The following is a 16,952-nucleotide window of genomic DNA, read 5'->3' on the forward strand; positions in this document are numbered from 1 at the left end:
GTCGCAAATCGAGGATTAGGACATGTGTGGTATTGTTGGAATCGTGGGCACAACGCCTGTAAACCAGTCTATTTATGACGCGTTAACGGTGTTACAGCATCGTGGCCAAGATGCCGCTGGTATTTGTACCATAGAAAGCAATCGTTTTCGTCTGCGTAAGGCGAACGGTTTAGTGAAGGATGTGTTCGAAGCAAGACACATGCAACGCTTACAAGGTGAGGTTGGTATCGGTCATGTTCGTTACCCAACCGCAGGCAGTTCAAGTGCCTCTGAAGCTCAACCTTTCTACGTAAACTCTCCTTTCGGTATTACACTTGCCCACAATGGTAATTTGACTAACGCTCATGAAGTTCGTCAAAAACTGTTTGAAAAAGACCGCCGTCATATCAATACGACTTCAGATTCTGAAGTGCTTCTGAATGTACTCGCTCACGAAATCGATACAGTAAAAGGCAATGTGACAGCTGACGATGTCTTCCGTGCGGTTACGAATGTTCACCGTACAATCCGTGGTGCTTATGCTGTTGCTGCGATGATTATTGGCCACGGTATGATTGCGTTTCGCGACCCACATGGTATCCGCCCTTTATGCTTAGGTAAGCGTGAAGTGAACGGAAGAACAGAATACATGGTGGCGTCAGAGTCAGTGGCGTTAGATGCTGTTGGTTTTGATTTTGTTCGCGATGTCGCTCCTGGTGAAGCGATTTACGCAACGTTTGATGGTGAACTATTTACGAAACAATGTGGCGACAATCCAAAACTGAATCCGTGTATCTTTGAATTCGTTTACTTTGCACGTCCGGACTCTTTCATCGACAAGATTTCTGTTTACAGTGCTCGTGTTGAGATGGGTAAAAAGCTTGGTGAGCGTATTCGTGAAGATTACGCAGAATTGGATATCGACGTGGTTATTCCTATTCCTGAAACGTCTTGCGATATTGCTCTACAAATTGCCCAAGCTATTGATAAACCTTACCGTCAAGGCTTTGTGAAAAACCGTTACGTAGGTCGTACTTTCATTATGCCGGGTCAACAACAGCGTAAGAAATCGGTGCGCCGCAAACTAAACGCGATTCGTTCTGAATTTAAAGGTAAGAATGTCCTGCTTGTGGATGACTCTATTGTTCGCGGTACAACATCAGAGCAGATCATTGAGATGGCTCGTGACTCTGGCGCAAACAAGGTGTTTATGGTCTCGGCGGCACCAGAAGTACGTTTCCCGAATGTTTACGGTATCGATATGCCAAGTGCAACAGAGTTGATTGCTCATGGCCGCGATAACGAAACCATTTGTAAGCAAATTGGTGCTGACGCGCTTATTTACCAACGCTTGGATGATTTGGTTGAAGCAGTTGGTTTAGGCAATCAAGACATCACTCAGTTCGATACATCAGTATTTAACGGTGAATATGTGACGGGTGATATTGACCAACAATACCTCGACTTCCTTGATGGTTTGCGCAACGATGATGCAAAGACACAAGCAGAAATTCAGCAAGATCTTGCTAATCTAGAACTGCATAACGAAGGCGCTTAATCTGCCCGGAAATCCAAGACATAAAAAAACCAGAGCTCGCGCTCTGGTTTTTTGTATCTGCTATCGAGTTTAGTGAATGTTGTAAGCGATCACGAAGTCGATAAAAAGACGCACTTTCTCAGGAAGATGGTCTTTGTGATTGTACAGCATGTAGATGTCGCGCGGGTTAGCGCTCCAATCTGGTAATACACGCAGTAGATCGCCACTTTCAATATACTCTTTGATCATCACGTCAGGCATTAATGTAATCCCCAACCCTTCAGAGCAAGAGCTACGCACGACATTCAGTGCATTGGCTTGAAAACGACCACGTTCTGCATTCACCACAGACTCTCCCTTGCTGTTGATTAGTGTCCACTTGATCAGTGGGTAGCCTTTCAGCAAAGAATGGTTAGAGAGCTCTTCAGCGTGGTTTGGTGCCGGATTTGCGGCGAGATAGTCAGGACTTGCGACCAGAATATCCTTCACTTCACCAATTTTACGGGCGATCAAGCTTGAGTCACGCTGTGGTCCAACGCGGAAAATCACGTCCCACTCAGTAGGATCAAGTTGATCGGCGTTGTTTTCTGTCGTCAGCTCGATGTTGATGTCAGGATACTGCTTCATGAACCCATTAAACATAGGCATCATCATGCGCTTAGTCAGGTTGTACGGTGCAGAAATCTTAATCTTGCCCGATGCGCCACGACAGTCATCCGTAATCTCCTCAGCTGTCGATGTTAGGCGTTGTAGCAGAGGTGAGCATTCATGGTAAAAGCGTTCTCCGGCCTCGGTCAGAGAAAGCTTACGCGCATGACGGTTCAGCAATCGAAGATTGACAGAGTCTTCTAGCGCTTGAATGCGTCGGGTGATGGTTGCCACCGGAATCATGGTTTTTCGCGAAGTTGCGGTATAGCTCCCATTTTCGACAACCAATCGAAACAGGTTTAGATCATCTAATTTCATATTTCCAGACACATTAAACTACCGTTTATGGCTAATTTATAATTAACTTTGTGATCAAAGTTTGCTTTAAGTCAACATGTTGCGTCATTTGAACACAGCAAGGCTCCCTGAGTAAATACTGATAGACCATGGAATATTTGTATAAACGTCAATTTCAGGCTACGGTTTATAACAAGGTGAAAGGGCCTGATGTCTTGCTGCATAACGTTTTGTAAGATGTGAATACAACAAAAATAACGACATATAAATTTGTTTTTTTGACTGAGCTTTGTGAGGTGCAAAGGTATGTTTAAGACTCACAGTCAAACGGCAATGGTCTCGGCGCAGGAAGTGGTCAATCATAAACTCATCATGTTAGTGGACGATGATCCGATATTTCGTAGCGTGACTAATGCCTATTTGGAAAGTCAGGGTTTTAAGGTGGTCGAAGCAGAAAACGGCCTAGAGGCGCTTCAACAGCTAAGGGAATGCCAACCTGATTTGGTCTTATGTGATTTATCCATGCCCGTGTTGGACGGGATAGAATTTGTCGAGGAAGTTAGCTTAGAGTATCCGTCTATGCCACTGATTGTTGTGTCTGGAACGGATGAGATGTCTGACGTCGCGAAAGCGCTTCGTTTTGGTATTAAAGATTTCTTACCTAAACCAATAGGAAACTATCAACATCTATCTCAGGCGATCGACAACACGCTTGAGGAATCAGACTGTCACTACTCTGACCATCGAGATTTTTCGAGCCAATGGTTTAGGGTTGATGACGGTGGGGAAATGCCAGACGATCAAGAATTGCACTGGCACCTAGAATATCTACAACAACACCCAAATGCAGCAAGAGACTTGCTACACGCTTTATTGCCAGAAAAAGACGCATCACAAGGCGATTGGAAATGCTCTTATCGTTTATTGCAATCAACCGACGTTATGCCTTTAGTGTTTGATTACCGTTGGCTGATGAACGGGCAATTTGCCTTTTATCTCGTTGATTCAGCGTCATCAGCGCACGATGGTGTGGCAACAACGCTGCTGGTGCGTGCTTTGTTTGATGACTACTTACGTAACTTAAAGAGTTTTAGTGCAGACCTGAAAGACATGGTCGACATTATTGAAAAAGGTATTCAGTGCTCTGATAGTACCGGTGCCGTAAATGCCGTTTTCGGTGTCGCAGATCTTGCTTCGTCTTCTGTCTCTATACTACCAGCGGGTTTGGATAGTCAGTGGTCAGACGGCCATTCAAATCAGCACATAGCCGCTGGTAATCAATTAGGTGACGGCAGTATGAAAAACTTCATCACCCGAGATTTACCAATCAGCACTAACGGGCAGCTTTCAATTGGTTGTCTTGGGACATCCAGCTTTAGCCTCAATATGGTTCGTCTGAATCGATTGATATAACGAGCAGCAGGTAAAAACATAGATACATCAATAAAAGCAGCGTCCATTACGCTGCTTTTTTATTTCTAGCTGCTTGGCTTCGAACTAATGATACTTCGCTTTATAACCCTACTTTTTGTTGGTGTTTAGCGTTAATTGTTTAAGGTATAGTCATCGCTTAAAACAATAATGACCCATTTATGCAACGATAATTTAACGATGTAAGGTGGGGGAAGCGAAGTCAACTCAACTCTAGTGAGAAGAAACATCATGGCAGACAAAGATTTTAAAGAGCCTTATAATATTTTTTACTTTTTAGGTTTCATTGCAGTCCTTTTGATCCCAACTTTACCTGCAACGTTAACCTGGCTTCGTGTAATGAATGGTTACGCGGGCTTTTAATTTAGCGTTAGTTTATTGGAGTCCACCATTCGTATTAAGCGTTACCTTTTCAATATAGCTGGTGGACTCTGCATGCTGCTTGGCATTGCCGGCATCGTTCTTCCTCTTCTTCCTACCACACCCTTTATTCTTTTAGCGAGTGCCTGTTTCATGCGAGGCAGCCCTGCGTTTCATCGTTGGCTGCATGAACATAAAACGTTTGGACCTTTACTCGAAAACTGGCATAAACACCGAGCAGTCACACGCAAAGTGAAACAACGTGGCGCGGTCTTCATCGTACTCAGTTTTACTTTCTCCATCATTGTCGCTCCAATGGTTTGGGTAAAAATTGCGCTTTTAGTGATGCTAATCGTTTTACTGAGTTGGTTTATGCGTCTCCCTGTGACTGAGTTGGTTGCTGACCGAGAAGAAAATCACTAAGATTGTAGAGAATAGTGTGCCCGCTCTTCGAGTGGGCGTTTGTATTTTCAGCGCTTGTGACTTTTACGAAAGTAAGCACATAGTGATGAAAACCTATTGTTTGTTGCCCTCATATATACTGCGATTAGAACAGAGGGTGATGAGCCAATCTAAGTAAATCGGTATTATGACTACAGAAACAATCTCACTGATCAAATCTAGCATCAAAAGCATCGAAGATTACCCGAAACCAGGCATTCTTTTCCGCGACGTAACCAGCCTTCTTGAGGACGCGAAAGCGTATCAAGCGACAATCAATCTTTTGGTTGAGCGCTACAAAGATATGGGTTTCACGAAAGTTGTGGGTACAGAAGCTCGTGGTTTCTTGTTTGGTGCACCACTAGCACTAGAACTGGGTGTTGGTTTTGTCCCTGTGCGTAAGCCAGGCAAACTACCTCGTCCTACTGTGGCTCAATCCTACGAGCTTGAATATGGTGTTGATACGCTAGAAATCCATACTGATGCGATCGTAGAAGGCGATAAAGTATTGGTTGTAGATGATCTACTTGCTACGGGCGGTACGATCGAAGCAACAACAAAGCTTATCCGTCAACTAGGCGGTGAAGTAGAGCACGCTGCATTCGTTATCAACCTGCCAGAAATTGGTGGTGATAAGCGCCTAGAAGGTCTAGGTCTGAACGTATACAGCATTTGCGAGTTTGAAGGACACTAATACATTCAATGAGTTATTTAGCTTTAGCGCGAAAATGGCGTCCGAATAAGTTTGACCAAGTCGTAGGGCAAAGCCATGTCCTTACGGCTCTGGAAAACGCGTTGGCGCAAAATCGCTTACACCATGCGTATCTCTTCAGCGGTACGCGAGGCGTTGGTAAAACATCGATTGGCCGACTGTTTGCTAAGGGCCTGAACTGTGAAACAGGTATTACCGCTAACCCTTGTGGTGAGTGTGATACTTGTCGTGAGATTGATGAAGGTCGCTTTGTTGACCTACTAGAGATCGACGCGGCTTCTCGTACTAAAGTTGAAGACACTCGTGAACTATTAGATAACGTTCAATACAAGCCCGCTCGCGGACGTTTTAAAGTGTACCTCATTGATGAGGTACACATGCTTTCGCGTCACTCTTTCAATGCGCTGTTAAAAACGTTGGAAGAGCCGCCAGAGTATGTGAAGTTCTTGTTGGCTACGACGGATCCACAAAAACTGCCGGTAACGATTCTGTCGCGCTGTTTACAGTTCCACCTTAAGCCAATCAGTGTTGATGACATTCATCAGCAACTTGACCATATTTTGGAAAAAGAACAAGTCTCTGCAGAAGCAAGAGCACTTGGCATGATCTCGCATGCTGCAGATGGCAGTATGCGTGATGCACTGAGCTTAACTGACCAAGCTATCGCCCTAGGTAACGGCACGATTCAGACCGATATCGTTAGCCACATGCTTGGTACGATTGATACTGACCAAGCGATTCATTTGCTGGAATCGGTCAGCAGTAAGCAGCCGCAACAGGCGATGGACAAAATCCAACAACTTGCATCAAACGGTGTCGAGTGGGATGGATTGCTACAACAATTGGCATCCCAGCTTCACCGCGTCGCGATGTACCAAGCTCTGCCATCGACCTTAGATCAGACTCAACCTGATGCTGAAAAAATCGAATTATTGAGTAAAGCGTTAACACCACAAGATGTTCAGCTTTACTACCAAATTGCTTTAAAAGGCCGTGAAGACCTAACGTTGTCACCGAATGGTCGCGTTGGGATGGAAATGATCGTTTTGCGCATGATGGCATTCCGTCCATCTGCAAGTAACAGCGCCACCGTCATCTCAACCTCATCGCAGACACAAGGCTTGCCTGCGCAAAGTGCAGTGCAAACACAAGCAGTATCGGTGGCAAAACCGCAAGCGCCAGTTCAGCAAGTACCTTTACAGCAAACGCAAAGTCAGCCTAGACCAAGCCAGTTAGCGCCGAATATGGCGTCACAACCGCTGTCTCAGGCAGCACAGCAGCCGACGAATGAAGCACCATCATACCAACCTGAATATCAAGGTGGTTATGATATGGCTCCGCCACAGTATGACATGGCACCACCAATGAGTGAGAATCCTGTGCCTACACAGCAGGTTCCTCAACAAGCTCAACCTATGCCAGAGAACGCGCCAGCGCCTGCTCGAGGTAATTTGAGTGGTCTTCGTCATCAATTGCGCTCGCAACGCCAGGGTCAGCAACAGGCGACGACGCAAAATGGTGGCCCAAAAAAGCCTAACGCGACATCTGCTCAAAAAGAGTCGGTCATTGACCGTCTAGCGCAATTGCATGGCAATTCCGCGCAGGTGTCGCTACCATCCTCTTCTCAAGCGGAACAACCTGTCATTGAGGATGAAGCATATCGTTGGCGTCCAACCAAGCAACCGGTTGAAACAAAAACGAATACGCAACTGACACCTACGCAGCTCAAGAAAGCTCTTGAGCACGAAAAGACGCCAGAAATGGCGCAAAAGCTTGTCGATGAATCATTGGAAAGCAGTGAGTGGGCAAAGCTGATCAGCTTAATGAATACACCCAAGCTGGTGGAGCAACTTGCACTAAACTCGCATTACAGCAAAGAAGGCTCGACAGTTTCGCTACAATTAAGAGACAGTCAGGCACACTTGAATACTGACAGAGCGCAAAGCGAGCTGTTGAACGCGTTAAATGGCGTGTTAGAACAAGAGTGCCATCTTAGTATTGATGTGGGCGAAAACGGTGAGACACCCCTTGAGCTTAGAGACAGGCTGTATCAAGAAAAATTGCAACAAGCTCTGAACAGTTTAGAAAACGATCCACATGTTCAGTTCATCGAACGTCGTTTCGCTGCAGAGCTCGATAAAGATAGTGTAAGACCTATCTAAATTTTGAACGGAATGGGGTTGAAAACGTTCAGTGAAAACCCCATTAACAGATGCAACACCTAATTAAACCAGAGAGATAAACATGTTTGGTAAAGGCGGTATGGGCAACCTAATGAAGCAAGCCCAGCAAATGCAAGATCGCATGCAAAAGCTTCAAGAAGAAATCGCGAATATGGAAGTAACTGGCGAGTCTGGTGCTGGTCTAGTTAAAGTTACAATCACTGGTAGTCACAGTGTGCGTCGTGTTGATATTGACGAGAGTCTAATGGAAGACGACAAAGAGATGCTAGAAGATCTTATCGCTGCGGCATTCAACGATGCAGCACGTCGTGTTGAAGAAACTCAAAAAGAGAAAATGGCTTCAGTAACTGGCGGTATGCAATTACCACCAGGTATGAAAATGCCATTCTAATCTGCTGAATTCTAACTAAGCGGATTTTTAATGCGTACCAGCCATATGCTGGAACAATTGATGGAGGCCTTACGTTGTCTACCTGGGGTTGGCCCCAAGTCGGCGCAGCGTATGGCCTTTCATTTGTTACAGCGTGATAGAAAAGGCGGTCTGCAACTGGCAGATGCGCTGAGTCAGTCAATGACAGAAATTGGTCATTGCACCGAGTGCCGTACCTTCACTGAAGAAGACGTTTGTCATATTTGTACGAACCCAAAGCGCCAAGAAAATGGCCAAATTTGTGTAGTAGAAAGTCCAGCAGACATCGCGGCAGTAGAAGCGACAGGTCAATACTCGGGTCGATACTTTGTACTAATGGGGCACTTATCACCACTGGACGGAATTGGTCCAAGTGATATTGGTCTTGATGTACTGGATTACCGTCTGCGTCGCGGTGATGTTTCTGAAGTGATTCTTGCAACCAATCCAACGGTTGAAGGGGAAGCAACAGCGCATTACATCGCGGAGCTGTGTAAAGAACACCAAGTGGATGCAAGCCGTATCGCGCACGGTGTACCAGTGGGGGGCGAGCTTGAGCTCGTGGACGGGACAACCTTGTCTCACTCTCTTTTAGGTCGACACAAGATTTAATAAAAAAGCCGCTGAATTCAGCGGCTTTTTTGATCTTGAGGTTCGAGAATCGATTAATCGTTTGATTCTGTACCAAGAAGGTTCTTGTAGATAAGTGCACCTAGAATACCACCAACGATTGGTGCTACCCAGAATAGCCAAAGCTGAGAAACCGCCCAGTCGCCAACGAATACGGCAACACCAGTACTACGTGCTGGGTTAACCGATGTGTTAGTCACTGGAATACTGATTAGGTGGATAAGAGTCAAACATAAACCGATCGCGATAGGTGCAAAACCTTGTGGTGCGCGTTTGTCTGTAGCACCCATGATCACGATTAGGAACATCATTGTCATCACAACTTCAGTCACTAAAGCAGCAACCATAGAGTATTGGCCTGGAGAATGCGCGCCGTAACCGTTCGCGGCAAAGCCAGAACTAACAACGTCAAACCCTGCTTGACCTGTTGCGATTACGTAAAGTACACCACCCGCAATCACACCACCAATCACTTGCGCGATGATGTAAGGCACAACGTCTTTAGTCTCGAAACGACCACCGGCCCATAGACCGATAGTTACTGCTGGGTTTAGGTGACAACCTGAGATATGGCCAATAGCAAATGCCATTGTGAGTACGGTAAGACCGAACGCCAAAGAAACGCCCAACAAGCCAATGCCGACATCAGGGAAGCCAGCCGCTAACACTGCACTACCACAGCCACCAAGCACTAACCAAAAAGTACCAAAAACCTCTGCCATGTATTTATTCATATTGTTTCCTATTGCGGATTTAGATTACCCGCTGAACATAGTAGAGAATTGTCAGAAAAGTGTGAGTTGAAGCACGGAAATTAACCAAAATGCCAGATATGCGCGTTTCTGTCTCATATATGAAACGGAATGGGTAGAAAGAGGGTAGGTGGATGAGTTCAAAGGAAAACCTCGGCTATCGTTATAGAGCTTGATAACCGAGGCGAGAGGAAGCGTTAGCTAAAAGCAATAAATGGTGAGATACACAACAAGATGCCCGTCGCGATGATTAGGTATAGTGAAGCACCTTTGTATTTATGTAGAGAAGGCACTTGATACACCAAGTAAGCAGGAATCAAACAGCCAATCAAACCAAAGATAGGGCTACAAACCGAAGTGAAGCTCAAAACCGGTAGGTTGAGTACGATAGCGCCCCATGCCATCAAAATCGCGAATAGAATGATGCCTTTCGTCACGAGATCTTTGTTGATTTGCTCTTCAGGCATCACTTTTTTCAATGCCAACATCGCAAGGCCTTGGCAGGAATCACGGAAGCCAAGGTAAACACCAAAGAAGGCTGTCATTACAGAAAAGATGTTCAACATCAGGCTAAGTAGTTTAAGCGTCGTGCCGTCCATGCCTTGTGCTACCATCGCAAGCGCAGAGATGTTCTCGTTTGCTGCGCGGACTGCTTGTTCATGAGACATCGCCAACGTGAAAGAAATCGCGTAGAAAAACACGGTCACAAACAAAATGCCAAAAGCGATATTCATGGCACGCATCGCTTTAAAACGGGCAACTTCAATAGACTTCTCTTTCGAACGGTAAGAGATCACCATCGGACTCAAGCTTTGAATAAACAAAATAGAAGTGAGGGTGAACGGCAGCAGCTCAATCGCATCTTTTAGGCCAGCACCCGCTGTTGGGACGCTACCTACATTCGCCAGATCCCATTTTTCAATCATCATGAAGCCTAGCAGTGCTACGGTACAAAGTTTTACCAATACTAATCCGGTGCTGACCTTAAATAGGACCTTCTCACCACGCGAAGCGATTGCCACCAAAGCGCAAACCAATGCTAGACCATACAGCGGGTTTTCCGACAACAGCCCCTCAGTGATACCAAAGCTGTGTAGGAAAGAGGCTGAGTCATTATTGATTGCTGTCGAGTATACGAATACCCAGATCACCAACATGATGAAGTAGAGCACGCCTAACAAGGCGCCCCATTTATTGCCAAGGTAGCCTGAGATAACCCCCGCATAGTCTTGACACTTCGGAGAGGTGGAAAGCGTGTTAATAAATAGACGTTGGAACAAGTACATCGCTGGATAACCAATCACCGCGGAGGCAAGAAATACCCATATGCCAAGTACGCCCACCTTTACTGGAAGAAAAACAATACCAGCACCGATTGCCATGCCGATGCTCATGATTACCCAGCCCCAGTCAGTGCTATCAAATTTAGTCGCCGCTTTCCATTCTGTGGCTGTCATTCCGGCTTTAACGTGAGGTGGTTCTTTAGTTATTGGAAGAGTTTGTGTAGGTACAGTAACGCTCATTGTCGTTTTCTCTTTGTTAGTATGAATTTTTCTCAAATCTATTTGAGAAAAAGATTAACAACAATTTTTTTGTGGAAAATTCAGATAAATTTGAGATCTCGACAAAATTACTCAATAAAATCTGAATTTAGATCGATTTGTGTGATCTATAGTGGTTGTTTTGCTCACATATAGTTGAAAGAATAGCTTTGAAACGAATGCTAAAGCTGAGTTTTACGACTAAAACTAAAAACTATGTGAGGATTAACATGAAAGAATTGATCACTTCAGAGCACGCTCCTGCCGCAATTGGCCCATATTCACACGGAACCACTTACGGGGATTTGATTTTTACGTCTGGCCAACTCCCAGTTGATAGCGCGACAGGTAAAGTAGTAGAGGGAGGGATTACTGCTCAAAGTCATCAATCTCTAACGAACTTAAAACATGTGCTTGAAGCGGGTAACGGCAGTTTAGATACGGTTCTAAAAACGACGTGTTACTTGGCAAACATCAGTGATTTTGCGGAATTCAACAAAGTGTATGCAGAGTTTTTCCAAAAAGATTGCCCAGCACGAAGCTGCTTTGCGGTGAAAGATCTTCCGCTAGGTGTTTTGATTGAAGTTGAAGCGATTGCTAGTAAAAAGTAATACGGAGAAGAAGCATGAATCAGCAATGGAACCAATATATCCAAATCATTAAGCAAGTTGTGAAACCTGCCCTCGGATGTACCGAACCCATTGCTGCTGCATATGCGGCAGCAGTTGCAAAGCGTGAGCTTGGATGCCAAACCCCGGACATGATTGAAGTACGTGTCTCAGATAACTTGTTTAAAAACTCCATGGGGGTTTACGTTCCCGGCACTGGGAAAATTGGCCTCAAGATTGCCGCGTCTGTTGGCGCATTAGCGGGAGACCCAAACGCAGAACTGGAAGTACTCGCTAAAATTAATCAAGACGATGTGACTGCAGCCCAGCAACTTATTGATGAAGAGCGAGTCAGTGTTGCTCGCATTGATACACAAGAATTTATCTTTTGCAGTGTCACCATGAGCGTTGGAGAAGACACCGTCTCGGTGACCATCAGCGGTGGACACACTAATATTATCCAGATCACTCGCAATGGAGCGGTGACGTTCGATGCCCCTTTGCAGCAGCGAGTCGCGACAGGATCAGTATGTGAAGGGGTTGAGATCTCTATTAAGCAGATTTATGACTTTTCCCTTCAAGCGCCATTTGATGACATCAAATTCATTCTGCAAGCGGCGGAACTCAACTCTTCCTTAGCGCAAGAGGGTATCGACCGAGGTTACGGCTTAGAAATTGGCCGAACATTAAAAGGCAATATCGAACAGGGGTTGCTTGGTAATGATCTGATGAGCAGAATCCAAATGATGACCTCTGCAGCATCCGATGCTCGAATGGGCGGTGCGACGCTGCCAGCGATGAGTAACTTTGGCAGCGGTAACCAAGGTATTGCCGCGACGATTCCGGTTGTTATCGCAGCAGAAGCGTTTCAAAGTAACGAAGAACAACTCGCTCGCGCACTAATCATGAGTCATTTAGGCGCGATCTACATTAAGTCATACTACCCACCTTTATCTGCATTCTGTGGTAACACCGTCACTAGTGCTGCCGCATCCATGGCACTAGTGTATCTAGCAGGCGGCTCGTTTGAGCAATCTTGCTCTGCAATTCAAAACGTCATTAGTGACAGTTCAGGCATGGTGTGTGATGGCGCGAAGTCATCTTGTGCAATGAAAGTTTGCACCTCATCAACGACGGCAGTTCGCTCATATTTGATGGCGATGGGTAACCACAGTGTGAAGAATCAAGGTATAGTAGGCGACGAAGTCGAACAAACTATAAGAAACGTAGGCTCTATGGTTAGACTTGGTATGCCGTATACTGACAAATCTATTATCGACATCATGTCGGCCTAGCCTCAAAGTTTTTGCTAAGGGAAGTAAATTGCAGCTTAAGAAACTCACCAAAAGTGATTTAGATATTTTGAATTCGATGAAGAACGTCGTCGATGGCATTGCTCGTATGTACGGTGAACATACTGAAGTCGTTCTTCACAGTCTTGATGCAGAAGCTCCGGAAATCATCAAAATTGCCAATGGCCATGTTACTGAGCGTGGAGAAGGTGCACCGATTACCAACTTAGCAAGAATGAAGCTGCTTGAAGGTAACGACGTTTCAGATTCGTATGTGACGAAAACCGTAAGCGGTAAAACCTTGCATTCCATCACGACCATTGTCCGTAACCCAAAGAACAAACCTATTGGGTTATTGTGTATCAACGTCGACATGGATGTACCGATGCAGGATTTTTTGAGATCGATTATGCCAACTCAACAAAATGACTGCTGTGCGGGCGCACGTTCACCAGAAACCTTCGCTCGTAACATCGATGAAACCATTATTAGTACCATTGAGACCGTACAAGCAGAAGTGTGGTCGAACGAAGCGATTTCCCCTTCAAAACGCAACCGCGAACTGGTCACGCGTTTACAAGGTTTGGGGATTTTTAAATACAAAGATGCGGTATTGATGGTGGCAAATCATCTCGGTATTTCACGCGATACTATTTACCTTTACTTGAGAGAATTGGGTAGTAACGACTAGGTCAGTTGTTCAAGTTCGGTGATATTATTTATCGCTTCTTGATTCGTTTTGCCGCACACAACTGGGCAAGGTTTGAAGTCGTGGCAAACTTTTGGGCGTTCAGGCATTCCGAAAAGCTTACATAAGTTGTCGTCATTTAATTGAATGCAGCGCTCTCCAGCAGGTTTGCCTTTTGGCATGCCCGGAATCGGAGAAGAGATACTTGGTGAGATACAACACGCCCCACAACCTAATCGACAATCCATCTAAAAGCCCTCGTAAAAATGAAGGGGGCATTATGGCCATTTCTCGTCAGATTGGAAGAGGCGTGCGTGAATTCACGCCAACAAAGTTAGCCCTTTCTACTCGTCATTAAGTAAAGCAGCGACTTCAAAATTCTGATCGCGTTTAGCCTGTTGGATATAACGGTTGCACTCTTGCATGCTTAAACCCCAGGTTCCAGCCTCGGTGCGAGAGGACATTTCCGTTAGGAACGTTGCTTGACCTTCTTGAACATTAGACGCTAGATCCTTGCCGTATTGTTGACAAAGTTCTGCATCGGTACTTGCCGCAGCTCCGAACGAAACAAGAGAGATAATGGTGATCATTGCGAGCTTCATAATATTGATTCCTTTATTCACACTATGAGCTAAAACCATAGGATAGGAATCACTATTAGTAAAAATATCAATGTTGATCGCCCTTGCTAGTGAAATAGAACAAACGTTGATAATAGTTCGTATTACGGGGCGGAATTCGGCAAAACTTGAACTTTTGTTGTCAGAGGGGTATAAAACGCACCCAATTCATTCCCATTCGAGAAATAAGTAGTAAGCGTATGAGCACTCCATTTTGGCAAAGTAAATCGTTAGAGAACATGACAGAAGAAGAATGGGAATCTCTCTGTGATGGGTGTGGCAAATGTTGTCTGCACAAGCTAATGGATGAAGATACGGACGAAATCTACTACACCAACGTGGCGTGTAGTTGGCTGAACAGCAAAACTTGTTCGTGCAAAGACTACCCGAACCGTTTCACTTCAGGCGAAGAGTGCACCAAGCTGACGCGTGAAGATATTGATGATTTTACGTGGCTGCCACACACTTGTGCATACCGCTTGTTGGCAGAAAGCCAGCCACTGCCAGAATGGCACCCATTAATCACTGGCTCTAAGTCTGCAATGCACGCAGCTGGGGAAAGTGTACGAAATAAAGTGGTGTATGAAATCGATGTGGTGGACTGGGAAGATCACATTTTAAATCACCCAAATCGCCCATAGCCGAATGTAAAACAAGCCTTTCATTGAAAGGCTTGTTTATTTTGGGGTGAGGCAAAAGTACCTAACCTTTTAAGAAACGGTTATAGACAAACAATATAACGAAAGCACCTAAAGTCGCAGTGACGATACTGCCGATGTTTACACCGTCTGCACCGCCTAGGCCAACAAAGCTGCCTAAAAAACCGCCAACGAAAGCACCAACGATACCTAGCACCATAGTGGCAATCCAGCCACCGCCATCGTTACCAGGCATCAGCCACTTAGCCAATGCTCCTGCAATCAAACCTAGAATAATCCAAGATAGAAAGCCCATAATTTCTCCTTACTCATTATTGTGTTAGGTACGTGTCGTTACGCATTCATGGTTACGTTTCAATCATAGACCATTCATCCAAAAGCGTAGATTTAACTAACTGATGACCATCGCGATGTAACCTAATATCAGGACTAAAACTGAAGTTAATGCGTATGGCACGGGGTAGCCAATCGCTGGCATGTCACTGTGGCTTGCATCTTGGGCTCCTTTCATTGCAGGGGTACTGTTTCTCCCTCCGGCACAGGCTCCCGCTAAAATAGCAGGGTTCATTTTGCGGAAGTACAATCCGTATAACCAAGCTAGCAGAGGTGGTACGAGTGCTGCAGTCACACCCAGTAAAGCTATCTTGATGACAATGATGCCTTGGAATGACGCTAAGATTTTCGGCCCCACGGTTGCCGCTAATACCGCGACAAATAGGTTTAGGCCGATGTCTTGTAGAAAGCTTCTTGCCCCTTCACTCATGGGGCCGCCAAAGCTAGGGTTACGAGTTCGTAGGAATGAGAAAACGATCCCGGTTAACATGCAACCCGCCGATGTGCCAAGGGCAAAAGGGATACCTGCAACGGTGACACTCAAATGTCCAAAGACATAGCCAATAAGAAGGGAGAGGGCGAGGTAGAAGGTTTCGGTGACCGTACTCTCTACAATCGGAACACTATTGAGTTTGGATGCGGTTTGCTCTACGCACCATTGGGAGCCTGCAATACGCACAACATCGCCTACTTCGACCTTAGTTTGTGGCAATAAAGGTTGCTGGTGGCCTTGTCGAAATATCGCTTTGAAATAAACACCAAAGCCGACTTCAGCATGCAATTGCGCCATGGTTTTCCCTGCATACTCAGATTTACCAACGTGAATATCAGCCACTTCAATGTCGACATTTCTTGCGCGTGGCTCATCGACTTCATTTCCGATATCGGCTTCACCTTCCGCAATCAAGACGCGATATTCTCCGCGAATGCCAATAACATCATTTAACTCAAGCATTGGATTATCAGAAGCATCAATGACTTGCTCACCTCGAACCACTTTAAGCACGGCCGCATCAGGGAATTTCTGATACAACTCTTGCACTGAACGGCCAACTAACTCTTGGTGTGTGACTTTATAGGCACGAACATCAATCGGTAGGACGCCCACGTCTGAAAACCCAAAGGTGCTTGGGAGTTTCTCGTTGTTATCGCCAGTTGAGAATTCCGCTTCTGCCTCTTTGCCTGCTTTGACGGGGTCAATACCAAAGAGAGAAGGGAGGTACTTAATGAACAAGATGATGAGGACGGTCGAAAGGACATAACTTATCGCGTAGCCCGCCGCAATATTGGCACTGACGTGATCAATGCTCATCCCTTCAGGTGGCGTAAATGCGCCTGAACTAATTGCTGATTGCGCTACGCCCATTACGGCGGTCACTGTGTAACTGCCAGAAATGATGCCAGCGGCGTAGCCGGGCTCCAGACCCATTAGCTTGGCGCCGATGACAACAATCGCAAAATTGCTGAACACGACAATCAAACCAATGACGACGAAGTCGATCCCTCCTCTAGCAAGACCGGAGAAAAATTGTGGCCCCACTTTCATCCCAATCGCGTACATGAACATCATTAAGAAGATATCTGAGACCAGACCCGGCTCTTCAATTTTTAGCCCATAAACCGAAAAGGAGGTAAGAGCTAAAGCAACACCAACAACTAAAGTGCCAGCTGTTGTTCCTAGGCTCACTCCTTTGAATGTAAGTCGACCAAGTGGGTATCCAATAGCGAGAGATAGAAAGAGAAAAACGAACGGATTTTCTGACAAGTAACTAAATAGAAAGGACATAGTGTCACCTGTGAATTTGTTGATATAAGAGCAAGGAACCATGAGA

At 45.5% G+C, this 16,952-nt stretch carries 19 protein-coding genes; 12 read left to right on the top strand and 7 right to left on the bottom strand.

The genetic code is table 11. From position 1 onward, the window contains the following. The first annotated feature begins 22 nt into the window (after positions 1-22). Positions 23-1,537, top strand: a complete 1,515-nt coding sequence (purF, locus tag ITG12_RS15910) for an amidophosphoribosyltransferase (RefSeq protein WP_038871321.1) — start codon at positions 23-25, stop codon at positions 1,535-1,537. Between the two features lie 69 nt (positions 1,538-1,606). Here the strand turns inward: purF and ITG12_RS15915 are convergent, their stop codons facing one another. Then, a complete protein-coding gene (locus tag ITG12_RS15915; protein WP_038871318.1) occupies positions 1,607-2,482 on the bottom strand; it encodes a LysR family transcriptional regulator in 876 nt (291 codons plus the stop codon). Between the two features lie 285 nt (positions 2,483-2,767). Between ITG12_RS15915 and ITG12_RS15920 the strand changes: the two genes are divergently transcribed. The 7 genes from ITG12_RS15920 (at position 2,768) to recR (ending at position 8,609) form a co-directional block, all read left to right on the top strand. Then, positions 2,768-3,874 (top strand): response regulator, encoded by a 1,107-nt coding sequence (locus ITG12_RS15920; protein ID WP_038871316.1) that lies wholly within the window; start codon positions 2,768-2,770, stop codon positions 3,872-3,874. Between the two features lie 249 nt (positions 3,875-4,123). Continuing rightward, positions 4,124-4,255 (top strand): hypothetical protein, encoded by a 132-nt coding sequence (locus ITG12_RS27725; RefSeq protein WP_005380608.1) that lies wholly within the window; start codon positions 4,124-4,126, stop codon positions 4,253-4,255. Positions 4,256-4,270: 15 nt separating this feature from the next. Beyond that, on the top strand, positions 4,271-4,675 hold the full coding sequence (locus ITG12_RS15925) for a YbaN family protein (RefSeq protein ID WP_038871313.1): 405 nt from the start codon (positions 4,271-4,273) through the stop codon (positions 4,673-4,675). A 166-nt stretch (positions 4,676-4,841) separates the two neighbouring features. Continuing rightward, entirely contained in the window at positions 4,842-5,387 is a 546-nt protein-coding gene (apt, locus tag ITG12_RS15930) for an adenine phosphoribosyltransferase (protein WP_038871311.1), read from the top strand. Positions 5,388-5,395: 8 nt separating this feature from the next. Beyond that, positions 5,396-7,567: a DNA polymerase III subunit gamma/tau gene (dnaX, locus tag ITG12_RS15935; protein ID WP_061035795.1), complete on the top strand. Its 2,172-nt coding sequence runs from the start codon at positions 5,396-5,398 to the stop codon at positions 7,565-7,567. Between the two features lie 82 nt (positions 7,568-7,649). Then, complete coding sequence (locus ITG12_RS15940; RefSeq protein ID WP_005380618.1) at positions 7,650-7,979, top strand: YbaB/EbfC family nucleoid-associated protein; 330 nt, start codon at positions 7,650-7,652, stop codon at positions 7,977-7,979. Between the two features lie 30 nt (positions 7,980-8,009). Continuing rightward, positions 8,010-8,609, top strand: a complete 600-nt coding sequence (gene recR / locus ITG12_RS15945; RefSeq protein ID WP_038871307.1) for a recombination mediator RecR — start codon at positions 8,010-8,012, stop codon at positions 8,607-8,609. Between the two features lie 53 nt (positions 8,610-8,662). Here the strand turns inward: recR and aqpZ are convergent, their stop codons facing one another. Then, positions 8,663-9,361: an aquaporin Z gene (aqpZ, locus tag ITG12_RS15950; RefSeq protein ID WP_248873227.1), complete on the bottom strand. Its 699-nt coding sequence runs from the start codon at positions 9,359-9,361 to the stop codon at positions 8,663-8,665. Between the two features lie 215 nt (positions 9,362-9,576). Then, positions 9,577-10,836 (bottom strand): amino acid permease, encoded by a 1,260-nt coding sequence (locus ITG12_RS15955; protein ID WP_038871389.1) that lies wholly within the window; start codon positions 10,834-10,836, stop codon positions 9,577-9,579. A 314-nt stretch (positions 10,837-11,150) separates the two neighbouring features. On the opposite strand from ITG12_RS15955, the gene ITG12_RS15960 reads away from it, so the two are divergent. Genes ITG12_RS15960 through ITG12_RS15970 form a run of 3 tightly spaced genes read left to right on the top strand, consistent with a single transcriptional unit; the run spans position 11,151 to position 13,511 of the window. Beyond that, complete coding sequence (locus tag ITG12_RS15960) at positions 11,151-11,531, top strand: RidA family protein (RefSeq protein WP_038881906.1); 381 nt, start codon at positions 11,151-11,153, stop codon at positions 11,529-11,531. Positions 11,532-11,545: 14 nt separating this feature from the next. After that, positions 11,546-12,823, top strand: a complete 1,278-nt coding sequence (locus ITG12_RS15965; RefSeq protein ID WP_248873228.1) for an L-serine ammonia-lyase, iron-sulfur-dependent, subunit alpha — start codon at positions 11,546-11,548, stop codon at positions 12,821-12,823. 28 nt (positions 12,824-12,851) lie between these two features. After that, entirely contained in the window at positions 12,852-13,511 is a 660-nt protein-coding gene (locus ITG12_RS15970; protein WP_045405696.1) for a PAS domain-containing protein, read from the top strand. Here ITG12_RS15970 and ITG12_RS15975 read toward each other — a convergent pair. Together ITG12_RS15975 and ITG12_RS15980 are read right to left on the bottom strand one after the other, a co-directional pair. Continuing rightward, positions 13,508-13,756, bottom strand: coding sequence for a YkgJ family cysteine cluster protein (locus ITG12_RS15975; protein ID WP_038871300.1), 249 nt, complete (start codon positions 13,754-13,756; stop codon positions 13,508-13,510). The two genes, ITG12_RS15970 and ITG12_RS15975, sit on opposite strands and share 4 nt — an antisense overlap. A gap of 96 nt (positions 13,757-13,852) precedes the next feature. After that, positions 13,853-14,110 carry a hypothetical protein gene (locus ITG12_RS15980; protein ID WP_038881903.1) on the bottom strand — a complete coding sequence of 86 codons (258 nt, stop codon included), beginning with the start codon at positions 14,108-14,110 and terminating at the stop codon, positions 13,853-13,855. A gap of 218 nt (positions 14,111-14,328) precedes the next feature. On the opposite strand from ITG12_RS15980, the gene ITG12_RS15985 reads away from it, so the two are divergent. Continuing rightward, positions 14,329-14,769, top strand: coding sequence for a YcgN family cysteine cluster protein (locus ITG12_RS15985; protein ID WP_038871294.1), 441 nt, complete (start codon positions 14,329-14,331; stop codon positions 14,767-14,769). A 61-nt stretch (positions 14,770-14,830) separates the two neighbouring features. Here ITG12_RS15985 and ITG12_RS15990 read toward each other — a convergent pair whose 3' ends face one another. Next, positions 14,831-15,082 (bottom strand): GlsB/YeaQ/YmgE family stress response membrane protein, encoded by a 252-nt coding sequence (locus tag ITG12_RS15990; RefSeq protein ID WP_005439775.1) that lies wholly within the window; start codon positions 15,080-15,082, stop codon positions 14,831-14,833. 96 nt (positions 15,083-15,178) lie between these two features. Next, the gene (locus tag ITG12_RS15995; RefSeq protein ID WP_248873229.1) at positions 15,179-16,906 is read right to left on the bottom strand and encodes a transporter; all 1,728 of its coding nucleotides are present in this window, start codon (positions 16,904-16,906) and stop codon (positions 15,179-15,181) included. Positions 16,907-16,952 lie beyond the last annotated feature (46 nt).

It is taken from the genome of Vibrio sp. ED002 (assembly GCF_023277445.1).
Lineage (GTDB): Bacteria > Pseudomonadota > Gammaproteobacteria > Enterobacterales > Vibrionaceae > Vibrio > Vibrio jasicida.